Origin of the sequence: uncultured Amaricoccus sp. (assembly GCF_937891315.1) — a bacterium.
GTDB lineage: Bacteria > Pseudomonadota > Alphaproteobacteria > Rhodobacterales > Rhodobacteraceae > Amaricoccus.
Genome location: NZ_CALAGI010000164.1, coordinates 1 through 18,207 on the forward strand (window position 1 = coordinate 1; position 18,207 = coordinate 18,207).

The window sequence follows — 18,207 nt, forward strand, 5'->3', positions numbered from 1 at the left end:
GGACGACGATGCGCCCCGGCGAGGCCCCCATCAGGCGCACCGCGGCGATATAGTCGGAGTTGCGCACGCCGAGCGTCTCGGCCCGGGCTATGCGGGCATAGGGCGGCCAGGAGGTGACGGCGATGGCGAGGATGGCGTTCTCGATCCCCGGCCCGAGGGCCGCGACGAAGGCGAGCGCCAGCACGAGCTTCGGCAGCGCGAGGAAGATGTCGGTGATCCGCATCAGCACCGCGTCGACCCAGCCGCCGGCGTAACCCGCGACGGTCCCGACGAGGAGCCCGACCGGCGCTGCGATGACCGCGACGAGAAGCACCACCGCGAGCGTGATCCGCGAGCCGTAGATGAGGCGCGAGAGGATGTCCCGCCCGAGATCGTCGGTCCCGAGGAGATGCCCCGGGGAGCCCGGCGGCAGAAGCCGCGCGTTGGCGAGGTCGCCCACGACCGGCGAATCGGGCGCGAGAGCGGGGGCGAGGGCCGCGACCACGACCAGGCCCAGGATGATCGCGAGGCCGATCAGCGCCAGCCGGTTCTCGGAGAAGCGCAGCCAGGTGGCGTAGGCGTTGCCGAGGCGCGCCTGGAAGCGGGATTCGGGCCGGTCGGTCAGGAGCCAGGCGCGGCGTCCGGGGGTTGCGTTGCTCGCGGTCATCGGGTGCGCGTCCTCGGGTCAAGGGTGCGGTAAAGCAGGTCGGAGACGAGGTTCAGTGCGATGAAGACGGCGCCGATCACCAGCGTGCCGCCGAGCACCGCGTTCATGTCGGCGTTCTGGAGCGAGTTGGTGATGTAGGAGCCGAGTCCCGGCCAGGCGAAGACGGTCTCGGTCAGCACCGAACCTTCGAGGAGCGAGGCATAGGAGAGGGCGATCACCGTCACGAGCGGCACCGCGGCGTTCCTCAGCGCATGGCCCCAGATGATCCGCTGCTCGGTGAGGCCCTTGGCGCGCGCGGCGACGACATATTCCTGCCCGAGTTCGTTCAGCATGAAGGACCGGGTCATCCGGCTGATGTAGGCGAGGGAGAAATAGCCGAGGAGGGTGCCGGGCAGGACGATGTGGCGGAAGACGTCCCAGGCGATGTCCCACTGGCGCTGGATGATCGCGTCGACCAGAAGGAGCCCGGTGATCGGGGTGAAGGTGTATTCGTAGACCACGTCGATGCGGCCGGGATAGGCGACCCAGCCGAGCCGGGCGTAGAAGAGCAGGAGCCCGAGCAGTGCCAGCCAGAAGATCGGGATCGAATAGCCCGCGAGGCCGATGAGCCGCACCACTTGGTCGGTCAGCGAGTTGCGCTTCACCGCCGCGAGCACCCCGAGCGGGATGCCGAGGCTGGTGCCGATGATCGTGCCGAAGGTCGCGAGCTCGAGCGTCGCGGGAAAGACGTGCCGGATGTCGTCGAGCACGGGGTTCGTGGTCAGGATCGAGGTGCCGAGGTCGCCCGAAAGGACCTGCCGGACGTAGATCGCGAACTGCTGCCAGAGCGGCAGGTCGAGCCCCATCTCCGCCCGCACCCGGGCGATGGCCGAGGCCGGCGCCCGGTCGCCGAGGACGGCGAGGACCGGGTCGATGGGAACGACCCGCCCGATGAAGAAGGTGACGGCAAGAAGACCGAGGCAGGTGGTGATGACGACCAGGAGGAAACTGAGGAACCCGTAGAGGCCTTTCCGGATCCGGTAGCCGAGGGGGTGACGGGACCCGTCCGTGGTTGCGCTGATCGCCATCGTTCCTCCTCAGGTCTTGGAGATGGGGGCGAGGAAGTTCGTGTCGAAGGTCGGGCCGAGCTTGAAGCCGTCGACCTTGCCCGACACGCCCGCGACCTCGACCTGCTGGAAGATGATGATGAAGGGGCCGTCCTCCAGCACCGCCTTCTGCAGGGCCCCGTACATCGCGGCGCGCTTCTCGGGATCCTTCTCGAGCAGCGCCGCGGCGGTCTGCTCGTTGAGTGCCGGCACCTCCCAGGCATTCCGCCAGGCGAGGGTCTTGGAGGCGGCGTCGTCGGAATTGTCCGGGTTCGAGGAGAAGGTCTGCGCGTTCGAGTTCGGATCCCAGTAGTCCGATCCCCACTGGCCGATGTAGATGTCGTGGTTGCGGGCGCGGTATTTCGTCAGCGTCTGCTTGCCGTCGCCGGGGATGATCTCGACCTTGATGCCGGCCTGTCCCGCGGTCTGCTGGAAGCTCTCGGCGATCCCGGTCACCGGCTGGGTGTTGCGAACGTCCATGGTGACGGTGAAGCCGCCCTCGAGCCCGGCGGCGGCGAGCAGCTCCTTCGCCTTCGCGATGTCGAGCTTGAAGGGCCTGTCGTCGAGCGCGCCGAGCTGGCCGCTGGGCAGGAAGGTCTGGTGGATCTCGCCGACGCCCTTGATGAGCGTCTTGCCGATGGCGTCGTAATCGACGAGGTATTTCATCGCCTCGCGCACCTCGGGCTTCGCGAGGTTCGGGTTCTTCTGATTGAGGCTGATATAGTAGACGGTGCCCTTGCCGGCGCTGTCGGTCTTGAGCGCGGGGTTCTTCGCGACCGCCTCGATGTCGCCCGGATCGAGGTTGCGCGCGACGTCGATGTCGCCCGCCTCGAGGGCGAGCCGCTGGCCGGCGCTCTCCTTGATGTGGCGGTAGATCACCCGGGCGAGCTTGGCCTTCTCGCCGAAATACGTGTCGTTGCGCTCCAGCACCACGGCCTCGTTCGCCTTCCACACCTTGGTGGTGAAGGAACCGGAGCCGGCGGAGGCGGTCTTCAGGAAGTCGTTGCCGAAGTCGGTGTCGTACTTGTACTCGGCGCTCGGCGTCACCGCCTTCGCCTTCTCCTTGACGAGCACGCTGTCGACCACCGAGCCGACGGTGGAGGAGAGCACGTTCAGAACGAAGCTCGGCGCATAGGGCTGGTCCACCGTCAGGACGAAGGTATGGTCGTCCGCGGCCTTCGCCGTCTCGGTGACATTGTCGCCCGAGAGGCCGAGCTGGGTCAGCAGGAAGGCGGGGCTCTTGTCGAGCTTGACCGCCCGCTCGAAGGACCAGGCGACGTCGCTGGCCGTGAGCGGGTTGCCGGAGGCAAAGACGACGCCCGGCTTCAGCTTGAAGGTGAAGGTCTTGCCGTCGTCCGAGACCGTCCAGCTTTCGGCGAGGTCGGGCGAGACATTCGACGTGTCGGCGAGGTCGAGGCGCACCAGCAGGCTGTAGGTGTTCGAGGTAACCTCCGCGGTGCTCAGCTCGAAGGCCTCGCCCGGGTCGAGGCTGATGATGTCGTCGATGGCGAAGGCGGCGACCAGCGTGTCGGCCGGCGTCGCGGCCAGGGCCGGGGCCCCCGCGATCAGGGCGGCGGCGCAGGTTCCCGCGGTGAGCTTCAGAAGCGAACGTCTGGTCAGGTGCGTCATGTCGGTTCCACGCTGAGGGTGTTGAGTTGGGCTTGGTCGTCGTTCTCGCGCCAGGAGGTGCCCAGGACGCGCAGCCAGTTGTCACGGCAGATGAGCCGAAGGTCGTCCTCATGGTAGCCGGCGCCGCGCAGGGCCGCCACCAGAGCCTGTGTTCCGGCCGCGTCGCCGATCGCTTCGGGGATGACGGCGCCGTCGAAGTCCGAACCGATCGCGACGTGAGCGATCCCCATCCGCGCCACCATGTGGTCGATGTGGCGCACGGCGTCCGCGAGCGGGGTCGCCGCGTTGTCCTGTCCGTCGGGGCGGAGCATGGTGCAGGCGAAGTTCAGCCCGACGATGCCCCCCGTGTCGCGCACGGCGTCCATCTGCCGGTCGGTCAGGTTGCGCGCGACCGCGGTCAGGGCGTGGGCGTTCGAGTGGCTGACGATGAGCGGCGCGTCGCTGATCGCCGCCACGTCCCGGAAGCCCGCCTCGGTGATATGCGCGAGGTCGAGCGCGATCCCGAGCCGGTTGCATTCGCGCACCAGATCGCGCCCGAGGTCGGTCAGCCCCGGCCCGCAGTCCGGCGACGCGGGCCAAGCGAAAGGCACGCCGAAGCCGAAGGCGTTCGGCCGGCTCCATACCGGACCGAGCGAGCGCAGGCCGAGGGCGTAGAGGCGCCCGAGCTCCCCGAGGTCCGGGCCGATCGCCTCGGCGCCCTCGACGTGCAGCACGGCGGCGAAGCGCCCCGCCGCCATCGCCGCGCGGATCTCGCCCGTGGAGCGGCAGAGCGTCCAGCCGCCGGCGCGGTCGAGCCGCAGCGCGATGTCAACGATCTCGGCGCTCGCCGCGGCGGCGGTCGCGAGGTCGACCGTCCCGGACATCGGGGTGCTGTAGGCGCCGTCCGCCCCCGGCGTCGCCAGCGCGAAGCGGCCGACCGAGGGGACGAAGACGGCGCAGAGGCCGCCGGCAAGGCCACCCGCCCGCGCCCGGGGCAGGTCGATGTGGCCTTCGCTTTCCCCGTCCAGGAAGGCCGCCACGGGATCGACCCCGCGCTTTTCCCCGAGCCAGAGCCGCAGCAGAACGTCGTTGTGCCCGTCGAACACCGGTTCGACGGGCGGGGTCGCCGCGCTCCCCGCAAGCTCGCCCGACTCATCCATCCCGCTTGACCTCTTCCCGCCGTGGGCCGCTGCCCCTGAAGGAACCATGCAAGCCGTTCGTGCTGATGACTTTTGATTCTCGGACATCATCTTTGGTTTCCCGGGACGTTCTTCGCAAGCGCGAACGCGGTGCCTGGGCGTCGGCGCGGATTGCCGCGACCAGCCGCTCGGCGCAGCGTCCATCCCGGCATGCCATGGCCGAAGTTGAGGCGGAGCCCGCCGAGGCTCGCCGGACGCGACGAGGGTGCGCGGGGACGCGAGCCGGGCGATGCGCAGCGGGTCGTCCAGGCGGGCAAGGACGATCTTGCGCCGGAGGTCGGTTGTCGAGACCTGCGTCCGGCGGCGTTCCCGGTCGCCAGCACCACGGCCTCGGCCTCGAATGGCGGCCGGTCGGCGAAGGTGACGGCCGACGCCCGCCCATGGCAGGCTTCAGCCGGCGCGCGCCGCGACGGCTTCCCGATAGACCGCCGTCTCGAAATCCATGTAGCCCGTGAAGGAGACCGGATCGGCGAAGGGCAGGATCTGGGTGGCCCAATAGCCGCCGATCCCGTTCCGCCGGTCGATCCAGTAGAAGCTGTTGGCCAGTCCCGCCCAGCCGATTGCTCCCGCTGGCCGGCCGGTCGGCGCCGTCTCGTCATTGACCATGAAGGTATAGGACCAGTTCTTCTTCAGGCCGGGAAAGAACTCGGCATCGTTGGACAGGCTGGGGATGACACCGGGCAGCATGGTCACCTTCTGTGGCGGCACCAGCGCGCCCTTGACCGCCCAGTCGACCGTCTCCGCCTTCAGCACGCGCCCGCCGCGGCCGGCGCCGTCGTTCAGCCACATGCGGATGAACTTCATGTATTCCGGCACGGTGCCATAAAGTCCGTGGCCGCCCATGTCGATTTCGGGGTCGTCGGGAAGCGCGAAATCGGCCAGCGGCGTCAGCGATCCGTCGGCGCCCCGCGCATGGATCGTGGCGGTGCGGGCCTTCATCGCCGCTGTGCGGGTGAAGGCGATCTCCTCCATCTCCAGCGGATCGAAGATGCGTTCGCGCATCACCGCGCCCAGCCGTTTGCCGCGGATGCCTTCCACGACCTGACCGACCCAGTCGATATTGGTGCCGTATTCCCAGCGGTCGCCCGGATCGAACAGCAGCGGCGTCTCGATCGCGGCGCGGCGGGCCGATACGACAGAGGGCTGGCCGTGCCCCTCGGCAAGCCGCTTGTAGGTCTCGTTGAAGAAATCATAGCCGAAGCCGCCCGTATGCAGCATCAGCATGCGGGTGGTGATGTCGCGCTTCGGCGCGCGCAGGCGCGGCTGGCCCGCGTCGTCGAATCCGTCGATCACCTGAAGCTTGCCGATGGCGGGCGCGTAGCGGCTGGCCGGTGCGTCGAGATCAAGCAGCCCTTCCTCGACACATTGCAACGCCGCGGTGCCGGCGATGGCCTTGGTGGTCGAGAAGATGGCGAAGACCGTATCCTCGGACATCGCGCCATCGCCAAGGGCCCGGTCTCCCGCCGCCCCCGAGTAGATGTCGCCCTCGCGGTCGGTCGCCATGGCAACAACGCCCGGCACACGCGGGCCGCCGCCGGTGATACCTGCCAGAAGGGCGTCGCATGTGGTCTTGAGATTGCTCATCGTATCCTCCCCTTGTCGTGCTTGCTCGGATCGAAGGATGACCGATGGGCACCCGTCATTCTGTCCCGGATCGGCAGGAATTGTCCCTGACCGGAACCAAAGTTCAGCGGTGCGCGCGCTGGCGTGTCGCGGAGGGCGTCTCGCCGAAGCGGCGCCGGTAGGCCCCGGCCAGCGCCCCGAAATTGACATAGCCCCATGAGGCCGCGATCCGGGCGACACCGGTGCCGGCCGGCGCGGTTTCCAGGTCCCGGCGGAAGCCGTCCAGCCTGTGCGCGGCGAGCCATTCACGCGGCGAGGTTCCCCGGAAGCGGCGGAAGCCATCCGACAGCGTCCTGGCGGCAATGCCGATGCGGGATGCGACCTCGCCGATCGTCGGCGCGTCCCGCGCCTCGGCGGCGAGGATCTCCTCGGCCTGGCGCACATACCAGGGCGCTGCCGAGCGGCCACCATGGTCCAGGCGATAACCCGCGCCCGCCGCCCATTCGCGCAGCAAGTCGAGGCAGATCATCTCTTCGAGATGGCGGCCGAGGTTGCCATCGGTGGGCAAGGGCAGGTCCGCGGCCATTGTCCGGGTCACATAGTCGAGCAGGATCTGCCAACGCGAACCGTCGCCGCCGAAATGCACGCGGCTGGTCCACAGCGCATCGTCGGGCACGAAGCCGAACCAGCGTTCCGCGATCCTTTCCATGGTCTGGTGCGGGATCGTCAGATTGAGCTGCATGTGATCGGCGTCGCCTTCCAGCCAGTATTCGGTGCGGGAGCAATCGACGACAAAGCTCTCCCCCGCCCTGGTCGCTATGTCCCCGTGCCGGTACTGATGACGCAGTGCCCCGCGCAGAGTGTTCAGGACGAGGATATTGCCGGCGTCCGGGTCAAAACGGTCGAGGTGGATCGGAACACCATAGGAGAACCGGCTGAAAGTGACATCGCCCGCCCGCGCGGAGATCATTGTCGCGTCCGGTCGGGACAGGCGCAGCACCGGCCGCACACGGTATGGCATGTAGACTTCGCGGCAGAAGGCCTGAACTTCGTCCCAGTCCGATGAGCGCGCGCGCGCATCGAAAGGCGACGGCCGCCCTCCGGGTCCGGTCAGCAAAGCGTCCTCCAGCACCGAACCCTCCTCCCCAGGCAAGGTTAGTACAACGAGCGTAGCACTTCCCACGGACACTCACGGCGACTTTCGATCCCGTCCGCGGTTGCCGGCGCGCCCGCTTCCGAAGATACAAGGATGGAGCATCATGAGAAAGACGGTGAAGTCTTCCCGAAGCGCGGCGGCGGGTGACAGGAATCCGCGGATATTTCCGCCCGCTTCGGGTGACCTCCTCGGCTTGGAGGCGCCGACGCCCTGGTATCCGGTGCTCCACGACTTCGAGCCGGACATCGATATCTTGCGCGGCGACGGGCTCGACGAGGATATCCCGGCCCGCGCCTGGGCGCGGCGACCGTCCGGGACGCGGCGCCCCAGTCCCCTGGGGCGCCGAACTCCAGGGAAGGCGGGAAGTGTTCCTCCAGCGGACTCGTGAGGACCGCGCCGCCCTCAACCATGGCCGCGAAGCCGACCATGCATCAGACTTGAACCGGACCACCGAACGCGGGCAGGCCGGGCACCAGGAGGGCCTTTCTTCAAGCTTCAACCGTAGCGGTAAGGCCGTCCCGCCTTGGACATCACGTCGTTGTACTTCTTGATGACCTCGACCACACGGGCCTTCACCTCGGACTCGGCGGCGATCTCGTCCCAGAAGGTGGCGGCGGCCGCCTCGACCGTGGCCCATTCGGCATCGGGAATCGAGGTCAGTCGCAGCTTGGGACCGTTCACCCGCAAATCGGCCTCGCCACCCCAGTACCACCACTGGCGATAGTAGTGGGACTGCTCGAAGCAGACCTGCATCAACGCCTTCAGGTGATCGGGCACTTCGTTCCAGCGGTCCTGGTTGGCGAAGAAATGGCCGATCCAGGCGCCCGAGATGTTGTTGGTCAGGAAATACTTGGTCACATCCGCCCAGCCGACGGTGTAATCCTCGGTGATCCCCGACCAGGCGATGCCGTCAAGCTCGCCGGTCTGGAGCGCGACCTGGATGTCCTCCCAGGGCAACTGCATCGGCACCACCCCGAACTGCGTCAGGAAGCGGCCCGCGGTCGGGAAGGTGAAGATGCGCTTGCCCCGCAGGTCGGCCAGGCTGTTGATCGGATCCTTGGTGGCGAAATGGCAAGGATCCCAGGCGCCGGCCGAGATGTGCTGGACGCCGACCTTGGCGTATTCCTCTTTCCAGATCGCATCCAGCCCGTACTGATTGAACAGCACCGGCACGTCCAGCGAGTAGCGCAGCGCCAGCGGGAAGTAGCCGCCGAACACTGTCACCTCGGTGGGTGACTGCATCGAATCGTCGTCCGACTGCACGGCGTCGATGGTGCCCGTCTGCATGGCGCGGAACAGTTCCGATGTCGGCACCAGCTGGTCGGAATAGTAGAGCTCGATCTCCATCTGACCGGCCGCGATCTTGTTGAACTGTTCGATGGCAGGCTTGCAGACATGTTCGCCGAGCGCGGCTCCGGCATAGGTCTGCATCCGCCACTTGATCGGCGTGGATTGCGCGCGCACGGCGGGGGCGGCGAGCGCGGCCGTTCCGGCGGCGAGCGCGCCATGGCTCAGGAATTTCCGTCTGGTCGTCGTCATGTTAACCTCCATTGGGATGGACGGGAGCGGTTCGGCCGCCCCTCGCGTTGACTATTGGCCGTAGACCTGATGCGGCAGCCAGAGCGCGATCTCCGGGAAGATCATCACGATCACCAGCGTCACCAGCATCAGCCCCACGATGGGCACGATCGAGCGATAGATGTCGGCGAGCGACACGTGATCCGGTGCCATCGCCCGCATCAAGAACAGGTTGTAGCCGAAGGGCGGCGTGATATAGGCGATCTGGCAGGTGATGGTGTAGAGAACGCCATACCAGATCAGCGCATCGGCCGGCGCCATGCCGAGGTCCAGTTTCGCCACCAGCGGGATGTAGAGCGGCGCCACGATCACCAGCATCGCCGTGTCGTCAAGGAACATGCCCATGATCAGGAACGACACCTGCATCAGGATCAGGATCGTCCAGGGCGACATGCCCATGTCCCGCAGGAACAGATCCTCGATGGCGGCGACCGCGCCGAGGCCGTCGAAGATCGCGCCGAAGGCAAGAGCGGCCAGGATGATCCACATGAACATGCAGCTGACGCCAAGGGTCTGCACCATGCAGGCCTCGAAGACCTGTTTGTCCAGGCGCCCCCGCACCACCGCCACCAGCGTGGCGATGGTCGCGCCGATGACCGAGGATTCCACCAGGCTGGCCCAGCCGTAGATGAAGGGGCCCATCATCGCGGCGAAGATGAAGAAGGGCAGGATGCCAGCGCGCAGGAGCCGGTATTTCTCCGCCTGCCCGGCAATGCGCTCCTCGGGCGTCAGCGGCGGGCCAAGCGCGGGATTTCGCGCGCAGCGGATCACGATGTAGACCAGAAACACCCCGGCCATCAGCAGGCCCGGGAACACCCCCGCCAGCCAGAGCTGCCCCACCGGCTGCCGGGCGATCATGGCGTACAGCACCAGCACCACCGAGGGCGGAATAAGAATGCCCAGCGACGAGCCGCCCTGGATCACCCCGGTGATCATCACCTTATCGTAGCCGCGCTTCAGCATCTCAGGCAGGGCGATGGTGGCGCCGATGGCAAGCCCCGCGACCGAAAGCCCGTTCATCGCCGAGATCAGCACCATGAGGAAGATCGTGCCGATGGCAAGGCCGCCCGGCACGGGCCCGAACCACACGTGGAACATCCGGTACAGGTCGTCGGCCATGCGGGTTTCCGACATGATGTAACCCATCCAGACGAACATCGGCAGGGTCAGCATCGGATACCAGTTCATCAGCTTTATGGCGCTGGTGAAGGGGATGGCCGATCCGCCGGTGCCCCAGAGCAGCAGCCCGGAAAGCGCGCCGACGAAGCCGATCACCGCGAAGACCCGCTGTCCGGTCAGCAGCATGATCAGCATGCCGCCGAACATGACGATCGCAATATACTCGTTCGGCATCAGATCTTTTCTTCGCGCAGCCGCGCTATGTCGCGGATCAGGTAGGCGATGGACTGCAGGATCATCAGGAAGGTGCCAAAGCAGATGATGATCTTGATCGGCGCGAGATAGGGTCGCCAGACGGTGCGCGAACGTTCGCCGATCTCGAAGGCGTAGATCGTGCTGTCGACGCCGCCATAGAGAACCACGCCGAGGAAAAAGATCATGGCGAAGACCGTGATGGAATCGACCGCCGCCTGACGGCGCGGCGACCAGCGGCCATAGAGCAGGTCCATCCGGACGTTGGCGCCAAGTTGCAGCGAATACGCGCCACCCAGCATGAAGTAGCTGACCATGGTGAACTGCGCCATCTCCTGCGTCCACAGCGGCGGGTGGCCGAAGGCCTTGGCGATGATCGACCACAAGAGGACGCCGGCGAGGACGAACAGCAGATACATTGCCATCCGGCCGACGCGGTAGTTCACCGCCTCGACGACGCGGACGAAAAGAACCGCCGCGCGTGGCATCAACCGTCGCTCCGGTACGGGAAGGCAGGCGCGGCGGGGGATGCCGCGGATTGGCGGGTCATGATCGAGTCGACTCCCTGATTTATCTTCCAGCGTTTCGCGCGGTGCCGTTTCTGTCAAGAATATTTCAGTTGGCGAATCTCTGTTACATTTGTTTCTGTCTGATGAAAGGATCTGTCGGGTGAAAGGAGCAGCCGCGATGGACCAGGCCGACCCGAAGCCGACGATCGAGGACCGCATGCGCGTCGCGCTGCCGGACCTGACGCGGGCCGAGCGGCAGGCGGCCTCGCACATCCTGTCGCATTTCCCGATGTCGGCGCTGGGTTCGATCACGGCGCTGGCGCGGGCGGCCGAGGTGTCGTCGCCCACGGTGGTGCGGCTGGTGCGGAAACTGGGGTTCCGCGGCTATACTGAATACCGGACGGTATTGCGCGCCGAGGTGGCGCGGCTTCTGACCGCGCCGCTGACCCTGCCCGCGGGCCCGCGTGAGACCGAACACCCGTTGCAGGGGTTCGCCGCGCGGGTGGTGACCAACATCCATGCGACCATCACCCAGATCCCTCCGCGCGAATTCCTGGCGGCCGCGGCGCTTCTGGCCGACACGTCGCGGCGGGTCACGGTGATGGGCGGGCGGCTGACCCATGCCCACGGCGACTACTTCGCCACCCTCCTGCGGGTGATCCGGGCCGATGTCAGCTTCCTCGCCGATGTGCTGACCGACTGGCAGCAGGCGCTTCTCGATCTGCGGGCGGGGGATGTCGCGGTGATCTTCGACATCCGCCGATACGAGGCCAACGCGGTGCATTTCGCCGAACTCGCCGCCGAGCAGGGCGCCGAGGTGGTCCTGATCACCGACCGCTGGATGTCGCCCGCCGCGGGACACGCCCGCCATGTGCTGGCCTGCGCGGTCGAGGTGCCGGCGGCCTGGGATTCCACCGCCTCGATTCTGGTGGTGATCGAGGCGCTGCTGGCGCAGGTGCAGGGATTGCTGGCCGACCAGGTCCAGGCGCGGCTGAGCCGGCTGGAGGACCTTTTCGCCCGCATCAGGGTGTTCCGCGCGCCGAAGGTGGGCGGGAAAGGCTAGAGTGGAAGCCGATCCGGCGGAGCCGGCTCGTCCACTCTGGAGTCTTGATCCAACACGATATCTTGGAGCTCGACCCTTTTCGGGTCGGGCTCTCGGAGGCCCGACACACGTCCGATCGAAGACTCCGCCGAAAGACCGAAGATCATGCCTGCCAGACGGGGGCATCCACACACGCCTGACCCGGCGAGACCACCTTCACGGGCGGGCCGTCGAAAGTCAGGGCGCGGCCGCGGTGCCCGATGGTCAGCAGGACGGCGAGGATCGGGCGAAGCGTCTTGGCAACTCCGTTCGGGCGGGTTTCTCGGCAATCAGGATGAAGCGGCGGTAGACTTGGGTTCGCAGCCGGTTGCGCAGCCCTTGGGTTGCACGCTGCGCCCGGGCGATGGGGTCGTGGGACAACTCGTGAATGGCGGCGAAGCCCGCGGCTTCCAGCAGCGGGGCGAGGCGCCGGAAGGTCAGGCCGTCGGAGGCCGGCAGTCGTCGCATGATGTCGACATGGCGCTCGCTCATGGCGCCATCATGACAAGGGTCGGGGGCAAGCCGATCCCACCGGGCGAGAATCCAGGCCGCAAGTCGACCGGAAGGCGCGGGCCTGGTCCAGTCGCCGTCATAGACCAGCAGCCGGCCGCCCGGGCGCAGGACGCGGAACCAGTCGGCGAAGGCCACCTCCGGCTCGGTCAGGGTCCAGACCAGATGGCGGCAGAGGATGGCGTCGTAGCTGGCGTCCGGTTCCATCGTGCGCTGCGCATCGGCATGGAGGAAACGCAGCCGCGGCTTGCCGGAGTGCTTGGCGCGGGCCACCGCCAGCATCGGCTCGGCGAAGTCCAGCGCAGTGACGTCGTGGCCGAGGTCGTGGACCAGCCGCGTCACCTCGCCGGTGCCGCAGGCCAGTTCCAGCACCTTGAGCGGGGCCGGACCAAGGTGCCGCATCGGCTCGGCCCAGGCCACGGCCTCCGGCCCCGGTGCAATGTGATGGCCGAAGGCGAGGTCGAAGGTTTCCGAACGCCGCGACCAGTACTCGCGGATATCCTCGGCCAGATCGTGGTTCGCTGTCATGGTGAATTCGCGGCGAGGGTCGCCCCGAACCGTTCCCGGGCCCTGGTGGGCGGGTCTTCGGGCGGAACGGGCGCGGGCGCGTCGCCCATCTCGATCAGCATCACCATGCCCATGGCGACATGCGGGCCGCGCTTGATGCCGCCGATGCCGGGAACGGTCAGATCCACGCTGAAATCCTCGTTGATCTTCGACTTGAACGGCTCGGCCCCCTCGGGGATCATGCCATCGATGGTCGCGGTATTGTGGCCGGGCTGGGTCGGCACGAAGCGCACCCTATCGCCCGGCGCGACCCGCGGCAACGACGGTTCGCAGATCATCGGGCCGTTGTCGCTGCGATCATGCATCCCGCGCCTCATGCGTTTCGGCCCGCGGCGTCAGGGCAAGCGCGGCGGAGTTCATCGGCTACTCCTCAAGGCCGTGAAAGCGGGAAAAGGCGCGAACCGTCGGTCAGCGCCCGGGCGTCGGCACGGAAGACCGCGGCCAGGCGCGCCGGGGTCAGCACTTCGGCCGAAGGGTCGCGGGCAGCACTTCGCGCGGCGTGACGGGCTTTCGGACATCGGCCCGGCCGGTGATCCGGTGGTCGCGGCCGGGCTGCGCGGCGAGGGCTCGCTGGCGCGGGCGCGCGCCTTCCAGCAGGCCGTCACCGCCGCCGTCGGTCCGCATGTCGCTCGCCGGGAACGGTCTCCTTCGCGGCTCCGGCCCCTCTCAGCCGAGGATCACCGCCGGCTCCGGACGACCGCGGGCGGCGAGGGGGCGGCCGAAGGTCATGCCGGCCGCGGGTTCGGCCGCGCGGGCGGCGACGTCCATTCCCTCCTGCGCCGTGGTAACATAGAGGGTGTCGAGCATCGGGCCGCCGAACGCGGGGCAGCTGGTCCGCGCGGCGTTGAACCGCTCGGCGCCGAGACAGACACCGTCCGGCCCGTAGCAGGCGACCCGCCCGGAGCCCCATTGCGCGTTCCACAGCCGCCCCTCGGCGTCGATCACCGCCCCATCGGGACGGAGCCCTTCCTCACGCAGGTCGAGGAAGACCCGCGCCTCGCCCGCCGGCCATCCGGTCGCCGGATCGAGGGGCTGCGCCCAGATGATGCCGACCCTGGTGTCGGTGAAATAGGCGAGCTCGCGCGCGGCGTCGAAGCAGATCGCATTCGGGATCGAGACGCCACCGCGGACGCGGCGCAGCTCTCCGCGCCAGAGGCGCCAGATGGCCCCGGCGGCCTGTTCGGCGTTCTTGCCCATGGTGCCGATCCAGAAGCCGCCCCAGGGGTCGGCCCGGCCGTCGTTCGAGCGCGTCGCCGGTCCGTCTCCGGTGGGAAACTCCGCCACCCGCTCGCGCGCGCCGCTCTCGACGTCGAAGCGCCAGAGGCCGGATTCGGCGGCGATCAGCAAGCGATCCTGGTCGAGCCATCCCGCCGCCGAAACGCATTCGCCGAAATCCCAGCGAAGCGCCGCCTCGCCCCGCCGGCTGAGCAGCGCCCCATCGAGGATGTCGAACCAGAAGAGCTGTTCCCGCCCGGGATGCCAGAGCACGCCCTCGCCGAGTTCGCAGCGCCGTTCGTCGAATACCGCCATCACCGTTTCCCCCTGACTTTGGCCCGACATAGCTGATCGCGCGGACTTGTGTCTCGACCCACGCGGCCGGGCGGTCCGAGGAAAAGAACGCGGCGCGGCAAGCGTCGCCGCGCCGAAGATTGCTCGAATCGATCGACGGCACAACCGTGCTCCGGGAGTGGATACCCAGATGTTTGATCCCCCGGCAGCCTTTGGGAACGTCCTTCCGATGCCGCCCGCGACCAGGACGTTCACGACAGCGGTTAGAGGTGGTCCCTGAAATCCGGACGCTGGGCTAAGCTTGCCGGCAACGAGGATGAGGACGGACAGCGTGGTTGGCAAACGGAAGAAATACAGCGCCGAGTTCAAGGCGAAGGTGGCGCTCGAGGCCATTCGGGGCGAGGCGACGATCGCCGAACTGGTGGTCAGGCACGGCGTGCACCAGACAGTGATCAGCACGTGGAAGCGACAGGCCATCGAAGGAATGGCCGGGGTGTTCTCGGGGAAAGCCGAGGTTCAGGCGGCCGAGAAGGAGGGCGAGATCGAGAAGCTGCGCGCGAAGATCGGGCAGCTCCTGGTGGAGCGGGATTTTTTTAGCGCGAGCCTCCGGCCGATGAGCGTGTCCCGGAGGCGAGAGATGATCGAGCCAGGGCATCCCTCGCCGCCGGTCGCGCGGCAGTGCGCCCTGGTCGGGATCAACCGGTCGACATGGTACGGGCCGAGACAGGGCGAAGGCGCGCTGAACCTGACGCTGATGCGTCTGATCGACGCGCAATTCCTCGAGACGCCGTTCTACGGCGGCCGCCAGATGGCCCGCCATCTGCGCAACCAGGGGCACTGCGTCGGGCGCAAGCGGGTTCGCCGGCTGATGGCGAAGATGGGGCTCCGTGCCGTCTACCAGCGCCCGCGGACCTCCGTGCCCCACCCGGAGCACAAGGTCTGGCCCTACCTGCTCCGGGGCATGGCGATCGGCCGGCCCAACCAGGTCTGGTGCGCCGACATCAGCTACATCCCGATGCGGCGCGGGTTTCTCTACCTCGTCGCGATCATGGACTGGGCGACGCGGCGGGTGCTGTCCTGGCGGCTGTCGAACACCCTGGAGGTGGAGTTCTGTATCGAGGCCCTCGAGGACGCCATGGCGCGACACGGCCGCCCGGAGATCTTCAAGACCGACCAGGGCAGCCAGTTCACCAGCCCGCGCTTCACCGACATCCTGCTGGACGCGCGGGTGAAGATCTCCATGGACGGGCGCGGGCGCTGGATCGACAATGTCATGGTCGAGCGCCTGTGGCGGTCTCTGAAATATGAGTGCGTCTATCTGAACGCCTTCGAGACCGGGTCGGAGGCCCGGGCCGGGATCGGCGGGTGGATCGCCTTTTACAACACCGAACGCCCGCACTCGGCGCTCGGGGGAAAAACACCGGTCGAGGCCCACGAGGGCCTCGGCCTCAAAGCGGCGGCATGATCAAAGGGCAAGCTTAGCAACGCCGCGAAACTGTCCGCGAAATGGGGACCACCTCTGTCGATGAACACCTGGGGAGCCTGCCGCCGTTCGTCGGCTAGGATGTGTGGACTCTAGATGTTTGATCCCAGGCTTTGGTGGTGCAATCTTTTCGCCTGAATGGAAGGATGCGCTATGGGCCAGGTTCACCACGGCTGCGCCACGACGACCGCGGCAGTCCGTCGAGCGATACAGCATAGTCAAGAAAGCCTGAGGGCGCTGGCCAGGCAGTACGGGATCAACCCGAAGACCGTGGCGAAGTGGAAGAAGAGGGCCTCGGTCGCGGATCTGCCGACCGGGCCAAGCGAACCGAAGTCCACGGTCCTGTCGGTCGAGGAGGAAGCCGTCATCGTCGCCTTCCGGCGGCACACGCTACTGCCGCTCGATGACTGCCTGTACGCCTTGCAGCCATCGATCCCGCATCTGACGCGATCGTCCTTGCATCGCTGCCTGCGGCGCCACGGCATCTCGCGTTTGCCGGATGTCGAGGGCGACAAGCCTGCCAGGAAGAAGTTCAAAGCCTACCCGATCGGCTACTTCCACATCGACATCGCCGAGGTCCATACCAACGAAGGCAGGCTCTACCTCCTGGTCGCCATCGATCGGACGTCGAAGTTCGCCTTCGTCGAGCTGCGTGAGAAAGCGACCCGCCGCGTCGCGGGGAACTTCCTCAGGGCGCTCGCCGCCGCCGTTCCCTACAAGATTCATACGGTCCTGACCGACAACGGCACGCATTTCACGGATCCCAAGGGCGCCGCCTGGACGCCCGAAGAGATCAAGGCCCTGCGGGCCGAGAACACGTTCTTCCGGGCTCACGCCTTCGAATACGCCTGCGCCGACCTCGACATCGAGCATCGGCTGACGAAACCCCGACACCCGTGGACGAACGGCCAGGTCGAGCGCATGAACCGGACGATCAAGGACGCCACCGTCAAGCGCTTCCACTACGACAGCCACGATCAGCTTCGACAGCACCTCGTCGACTTCGTCGCCGCCTATAATTTCGCTCGGCGATTGAAGACCCTCAAAGGCCTCACGCCCTACGAGTTCATCTGCAAATGCTGGATTTCGGAGTCAGAGCATTTCAAGCTCGATCCGATCCATCAAATGCCGGGACTAAACATCTAGCTGCTCGGCGGGCAGGCTGCACTCCCCATCGGCGTCCTCACCCTCAACGGCGGCAACCCTTAGTTGGACCAAGACCGAGACCAGCAGCGTCACCTACCCATCTTCGGCGGCCGCGTCGCGAGGAGTCATCTTCACCTCACGTTCCGCTGCAACTTGGACGCGAGAGAATCTCTCGCTGCTCGGCAACCGTCTCGCCTCGGGGCGGACCGACCCGGTCATCCTGATCCGCTCCCCCAGCGCGTGCCCAAGCCCCCACTGAGCCTGGCTCGCGGCTTGAGCAGGTCCGATCGTGAACGACTGCTCCGGCGATCCGGCGGGGCGAAGGCACCGGATGGCGAACGGCCGGTTAGGGCCGACCGGCTCGCGGAGCCGGCCGGAACAGGCTCAGAGGTCGATCGCCTCGGATATCGTCAGGGCATCATCAAGCTCGACGCCGAGATAGCGGACCGTGCTGTCCATCTTGGTGTGGCCCAGCAGCAGCTGAACCGCGCGCAGGTTGCCGGTCTTCTTGTAGATCTGCGCCACCTTCGTACGGCGCATTGAATGGGTGCCATAAGAACTCGGGTCCAGACCGATGGACGTCACCCAGCCGCGCAGGATCCGGGCGTACTGCCGCGTCGACAGGTGCGGGCTATCTCGGAAGCGACTCGGCCAGAGGAAGTCGGCGCCAAGCATCTCGAGTTTGGCGATCCAGCGTTCAAGAGATTGACGTGTCGGCTCGGTGATCTCGAACCGCACCGGCTGCCCCGTCTTGCGCTGAGTGATCGAGGTGCGCTCTCGCACCCGCCCCGCGGCGAACACGTCCCTCACCTTCAAGCGGACGAGGTCGCACCCGCGCAGCTTGCTGTCGATCGCCATGTTGAAGAGCGCGAGGTCACGCGCATTGTCGGCCATCTCGAGACGTACCCGGATCGACCAGACGTGCTTCGGCTGCAGCGAACGCTTCTGGCCGACGATACGGCCCTTGTTCCAGACGACGCGTGACGGGCGCAGGGCGGGAAGATGTTCGGTGGACATCGCGAGACCTCCTATCCCTCCGCCCACCCTGTCTTCGGTCGAGCCGACGCCGTCAATATTAGCATCAGTTCTTGCCACGGTCCGCCTGCACGTCGGGCGGGGAGTAGACGTTCGGTCCGCCGCGGCGGCACAGCAGCACGGCGCAACAGCAGTCGTTCCTGCGTGTGACGGCTCGTCAC

Annotated in this window: 18 protein-coding genes; 4 read left to right on the forward strand and 14 right to left on the reverse strand. The window is 67.1% G+C overall.

Annotated features, from left to right (window positions below; all coding sequences use genetic code 11):
• The 6 genes from Q0480_RS16240 to Q0480_RS16265 form a co-directional block, all read right to left on the reverse strand.
• Positions 1–646 (reverse strand): ABC transporter permease (locus Q0480_RS16240; protein WP_299134502.1); only part of this gene is annotated, 646 nt, incomplete at its 3' end.
• Positions 643–1,713: an ABC transporter permease gene (locus Q0480_RS16245; protein ID WP_299134503.1), complete on the reverse strand. Its 1,071-nt coding sequence runs from the start codon at positions 1,711–1,713 to the stop codon at positions 643–645. The genes Q0480_RS16240 and Q0480_RS16245, both read right to left, overlap by 4 nt.
• 9 nt (positions 1,714–1,722) lie before the next feature.
• Complete coding sequence (locus tag Q0480_RS16250) at positions 1,723–3,360, reverse strand: ABC transporter substrate-binding protein (RefSeq protein ID WP_299134504.1); 1,638 nt, start codon at positions 3,358–3,360, stop codon at positions 1,723–1,725.
• A complete protein-coding gene (locus Q0480_RS16255) occupies positions 3,357–4,499 on the reverse strand; it encodes a dipeptidase (protein ID WP_299134505.1) in 1,143 nt (380 codons plus the stop codon). Before Q0480_RS16255 ends, Q0480_RS16250 begins: the two co-directional genes overlap by 4 nt.
• Before the next feature lie 429 nt (positions 4,500–4,928).
• A complete protein-coding gene (locus tag Q0480_RS16260) occupies positions 4,929–6,122 on the reverse strand; it encodes a serine hydrolase (RefSeq protein WP_299134507.1) in 1,194 nt (397 codons plus the stop codon).
• A 103-nt stretch (positions 6,123–6,225) separates the two neighbouring features.
• Complete coding sequence (locus Q0480_RS16265) at positions 6,226–7,233, reverse strand: helix-turn-helix transcriptional regulator (protein ID WP_299134508.1); 1,008 nt, start codon at positions 7,231–7,233, stop codon at positions 6,226–6,228.
• 127 nt (positions 7,234–7,360) lie between these two features.
• Between Q0480_RS16265 and Q0480_RS16270 the strand changes: the two genes are divergently transcribed.
• Positions 7,361–7,645: an acetone carboxylase subunit gamma gene (locus Q0480_RS16270; RefSeq protein WP_299134509.1), complete on the forward strand. Its 285-nt coding sequence runs from the start codon at positions 7,361–7,363 to the stop codon at positions 7,643–7,645.
• A 107-nt stretch (positions 7,646–7,752) separates the two neighbouring features.
• Here Q0480_RS16270 and Q0480_RS16275 read toward each other — a convergent pair whose 3' ends face one another.
• The 3 genes from Q0480_RS16275 to Q0480_RS16285 are packed head-to-tail and all read right to left on the reverse strand — an operon-like array spanning position 7,753 to position 10,694.
• Positions 7,753–8,796 (reverse strand): TRAP transporter substrate-binding protein, encoded by a 1,044-nt coding sequence (locus Q0480_RS16275; protein WP_299134510.1) that lies wholly within the window; start codon positions 8,794–8,796, stop codon positions 7,753–7,755.
• Positions 8,797–8,847: 51 nt separating this feature from the next.
• Entirely contained in the window at positions 8,848–10,188 is a 1,341-nt protein-coding gene (locus tag Q0480_RS16280; RefSeq protein ID WP_299134512.1) for a TRAP transporter large permease subunit, read from the reverse strand.
• Positions 10,188–10,694 (reverse strand): TRAP transporter small permease subunit, encoded by a 507-nt coding sequence (locus Q0480_RS16285; protein WP_299134514.1) that lies wholly within the window; start codon positions 10,692–10,694, stop codon positions 10,188–10,190. The genes Q0480_RS16280 and Q0480_RS16285 overlap by 1 nt, the downstream gene beginning before the upstream one ends.
• Before the next feature lie 199 nt (positions 10,695–10,893).
• On the opposite strand from Q0480_RS16285, the gene Q0480_RS16290 reads away from it, so the two are divergent.
• Complete coding sequence (locus tag Q0480_RS16290) at positions 10,894–11,778, forward strand: MurR/RpiR family transcriptional regulator (RefSeq protein ID WP_299134515.1); 885 nt, start codon at positions 10,894–10,896, stop codon at positions 11,776–11,778.
• 243 nt (positions 11,779–12,021) lie between these two features.
• Here Q0480_RS16290 and Q0480_RS16295 read toward each other — a convergent pair whose 3' ends face one another.
• From Q0480_RS16295 to Q0480_RS16310, 4 genes are all read right to left on the reverse strand, one after another.
• Positions 12,022–12,834, reverse strand: coding sequence for a methyltransferase domain-containing protein (locus Q0480_RS16295; protein ID WP_299134516.1), 813 nt, complete (start codon positions 12,832–12,834; stop codon positions 12,022–12,024).
• Entirely contained in the window at positions 12,831–13,178 is a 348-nt protein-coding gene (locus Q0480_RS16300; RefSeq protein ID WP_299134517.1) for a plastocyanin/azurin family copper-binding protein, read from the reverse strand. Before Q0480_RS16300 ends, Q0480_RS16295 begins: the two co-directional genes overlap by 4 nt.
• A 151-nt stretch (positions 13,179–13,329) precedes the next feature.
• A complete protein-coding gene (locus tag Q0480_RS16305; protein ID WP_299134519.1) occupies positions 13,330–13,497 on the reverse strand; it encodes a hypothetical protein in 168 nt (55 codons plus the stop codon).
• A 42-nt stretch (positions 13,498–13,539) separates the two neighbouring features.
• On the reverse strand, positions 13,540–14,403 hold the full coding sequence (locus tag Q0480_RS16310; protein WP_299134520.1) for an SMP-30/gluconolactonase/LRE family protein: 864 nt from the start codon (positions 14,401–14,403) through the stop codon (positions 13,540–13,542).
• 310 nt (positions 14,404–14,713) lie between these two features.
• Here Q0480_RS16310 and Q0480_RS16315 point away from each other — a divergent pair, with 310 nt between their 5' ends.
• Positions 14,714–15,847 carry an IS3 family transposase gene (locus tag Q0480_RS16315; protein WP_299134522.1) on the forward strand — a complete coding sequence of 378 codons (1,134 nt, stop codon included), beginning with the start codon at positions 14,714–14,716 and terminating at the stop codon, positions 15,845–15,847.
• Between the two features lie 171 nt (positions 15,848–16,018).
• Positions 16,019–17,011: an IS481 family transposase gene (locus Q0480_RS16320; protein ID WP_299134524.1), complete on the forward strand. Its 993-nt coding sequence runs from the start codon at positions 16,019–16,021 to the stop codon at positions 17,009–17,011.
• Positions 17,012–17,395: 384 nt separating this feature from the next.
• On the opposite strand, the gene Q0480_RS16325 is transcribed toward Q0480_RS16320, so the two are convergent.
• Positions 17,396–18,028: a tyrosine-type recombinase/integrase gene (locus Q0480_RS16325; protein WP_299134526.1), complete on the reverse strand. Its 633-nt coding sequence runs from the start codon at positions 18,026–18,028 to the stop codon at positions 17,396–17,398.
• Positions 18,029–18,207: the final 179 nt, after the last annotated feature.

Excerpts from the sequence above, each read along its gene's own strand:
- Q0480_RS16250 (WP_299134504.1), bottom strand. The coding sequence starts at position 3,360 with ATGACGCACCTGACCAGACGTTCGCTTCTGAAGCTCACCGCGGGAACC.
- Q0480_RS16260 (WP_299134507.1), bottom strand. The coding sequence starts at position 6,122 with ATGAGCAATCTCAAGACCACATGCGACGCCCTTCTGGCAGGTATCACC.
- Q0480_RS16300 (WP_299134517.1), bottom strand. The coding sequence starts at position 13,178 with ATGCATGATCGCAGCGACAACGGCCCGATGATCTGCGAACCGTCGTTG.
- Q0480_RS16290 (WP_299134515.1), top strand. The coding sequence starts at position 10,894 with ATGGACCAGGCCGACCCGAAGCCGACGATCGAGGACCGCATGCGCGTC.
- Q0480_RS16325 (WP_299134526.1), bottom strand. The coding sequence starts at position 18,028 with ATGTCCACCGAACATCTTCCCGCCCTGCGCCCGTCACGCGTCGTCTGG.
- Q0480_RS16320 (WP_299134524.1), top strand. The coding sequence starts at position 16,019 with ATGGGCCAGGTTCACCACGGCTGCGCCACGACGACCGCGGCAGTCCGT.
- Q0480_RS16255 (WP_299134505.1), bottom strand. The coding sequence starts at position 4,499 with ATGGATGAGTCGGGCGAGCTTGCGGGGAGCGCGGCGACCCCGCCCGTC.
- Q0480_RS16285 (WP_299134514.1), bottom strand. The coding sequence starts at position 10,694 with ATGCCACGCGCGGCGGTTCTTTTCGTCCGCGTCGTCGAGGCGGTGAAC.
- Q0480_RS16305 (WP_299134519.1), bottom strand. The coding sequence starts at position 13,497 with ATGCGGACCGACGGCGGCGGTGACGGCCTGCTGGAAGGCGCGCGCCCG.
- Q0480_RS16295 (WP_299134516.1), bottom strand. The coding sequence starts at position 12,834 with ATGACAGCGAACCACGATCTGGCCGAGGATATCCGCGAGTACTGGTCG.
- Q0480_RS16245 (WP_299134503.1), bottom strand. The coding sequence starts at position 1,713 with ATGGCGATCAGCGCAACCACGGACGGGTCCCGTCACCCCCTCGGCTAC.
- Q0480_RS16310 (WP_299134520.1), bottom strand. The coding sequence starts at position 14,403 with ATGGCGGTATTCGACGAACGGCGCTGCGAACTCGGCGAGGGCGTGCTC.
- Q0480_RS16275 (WP_299134510.1), bottom strand. The coding sequence starts at position 8,796 with ATGACGACGACCAGACGGAAATTCCTGAGCCATGGCGCGCTCGCCGCC.
- Q0480_RS16270 (WP_299134509.1), top strand. The coding sequence starts at position 7,361 with ATGAGAAAGACGGTGAAGTCTTCCCGAAGCGCGGCGGCGGGTGACAGG.
- Q0480_RS16280 (WP_299134512.1), bottom strand. The coding sequence starts at position 10,188 with ATGCCGAACGAGTATATTGCGATCGTCATGTTCGGCGGCATGCTGATC.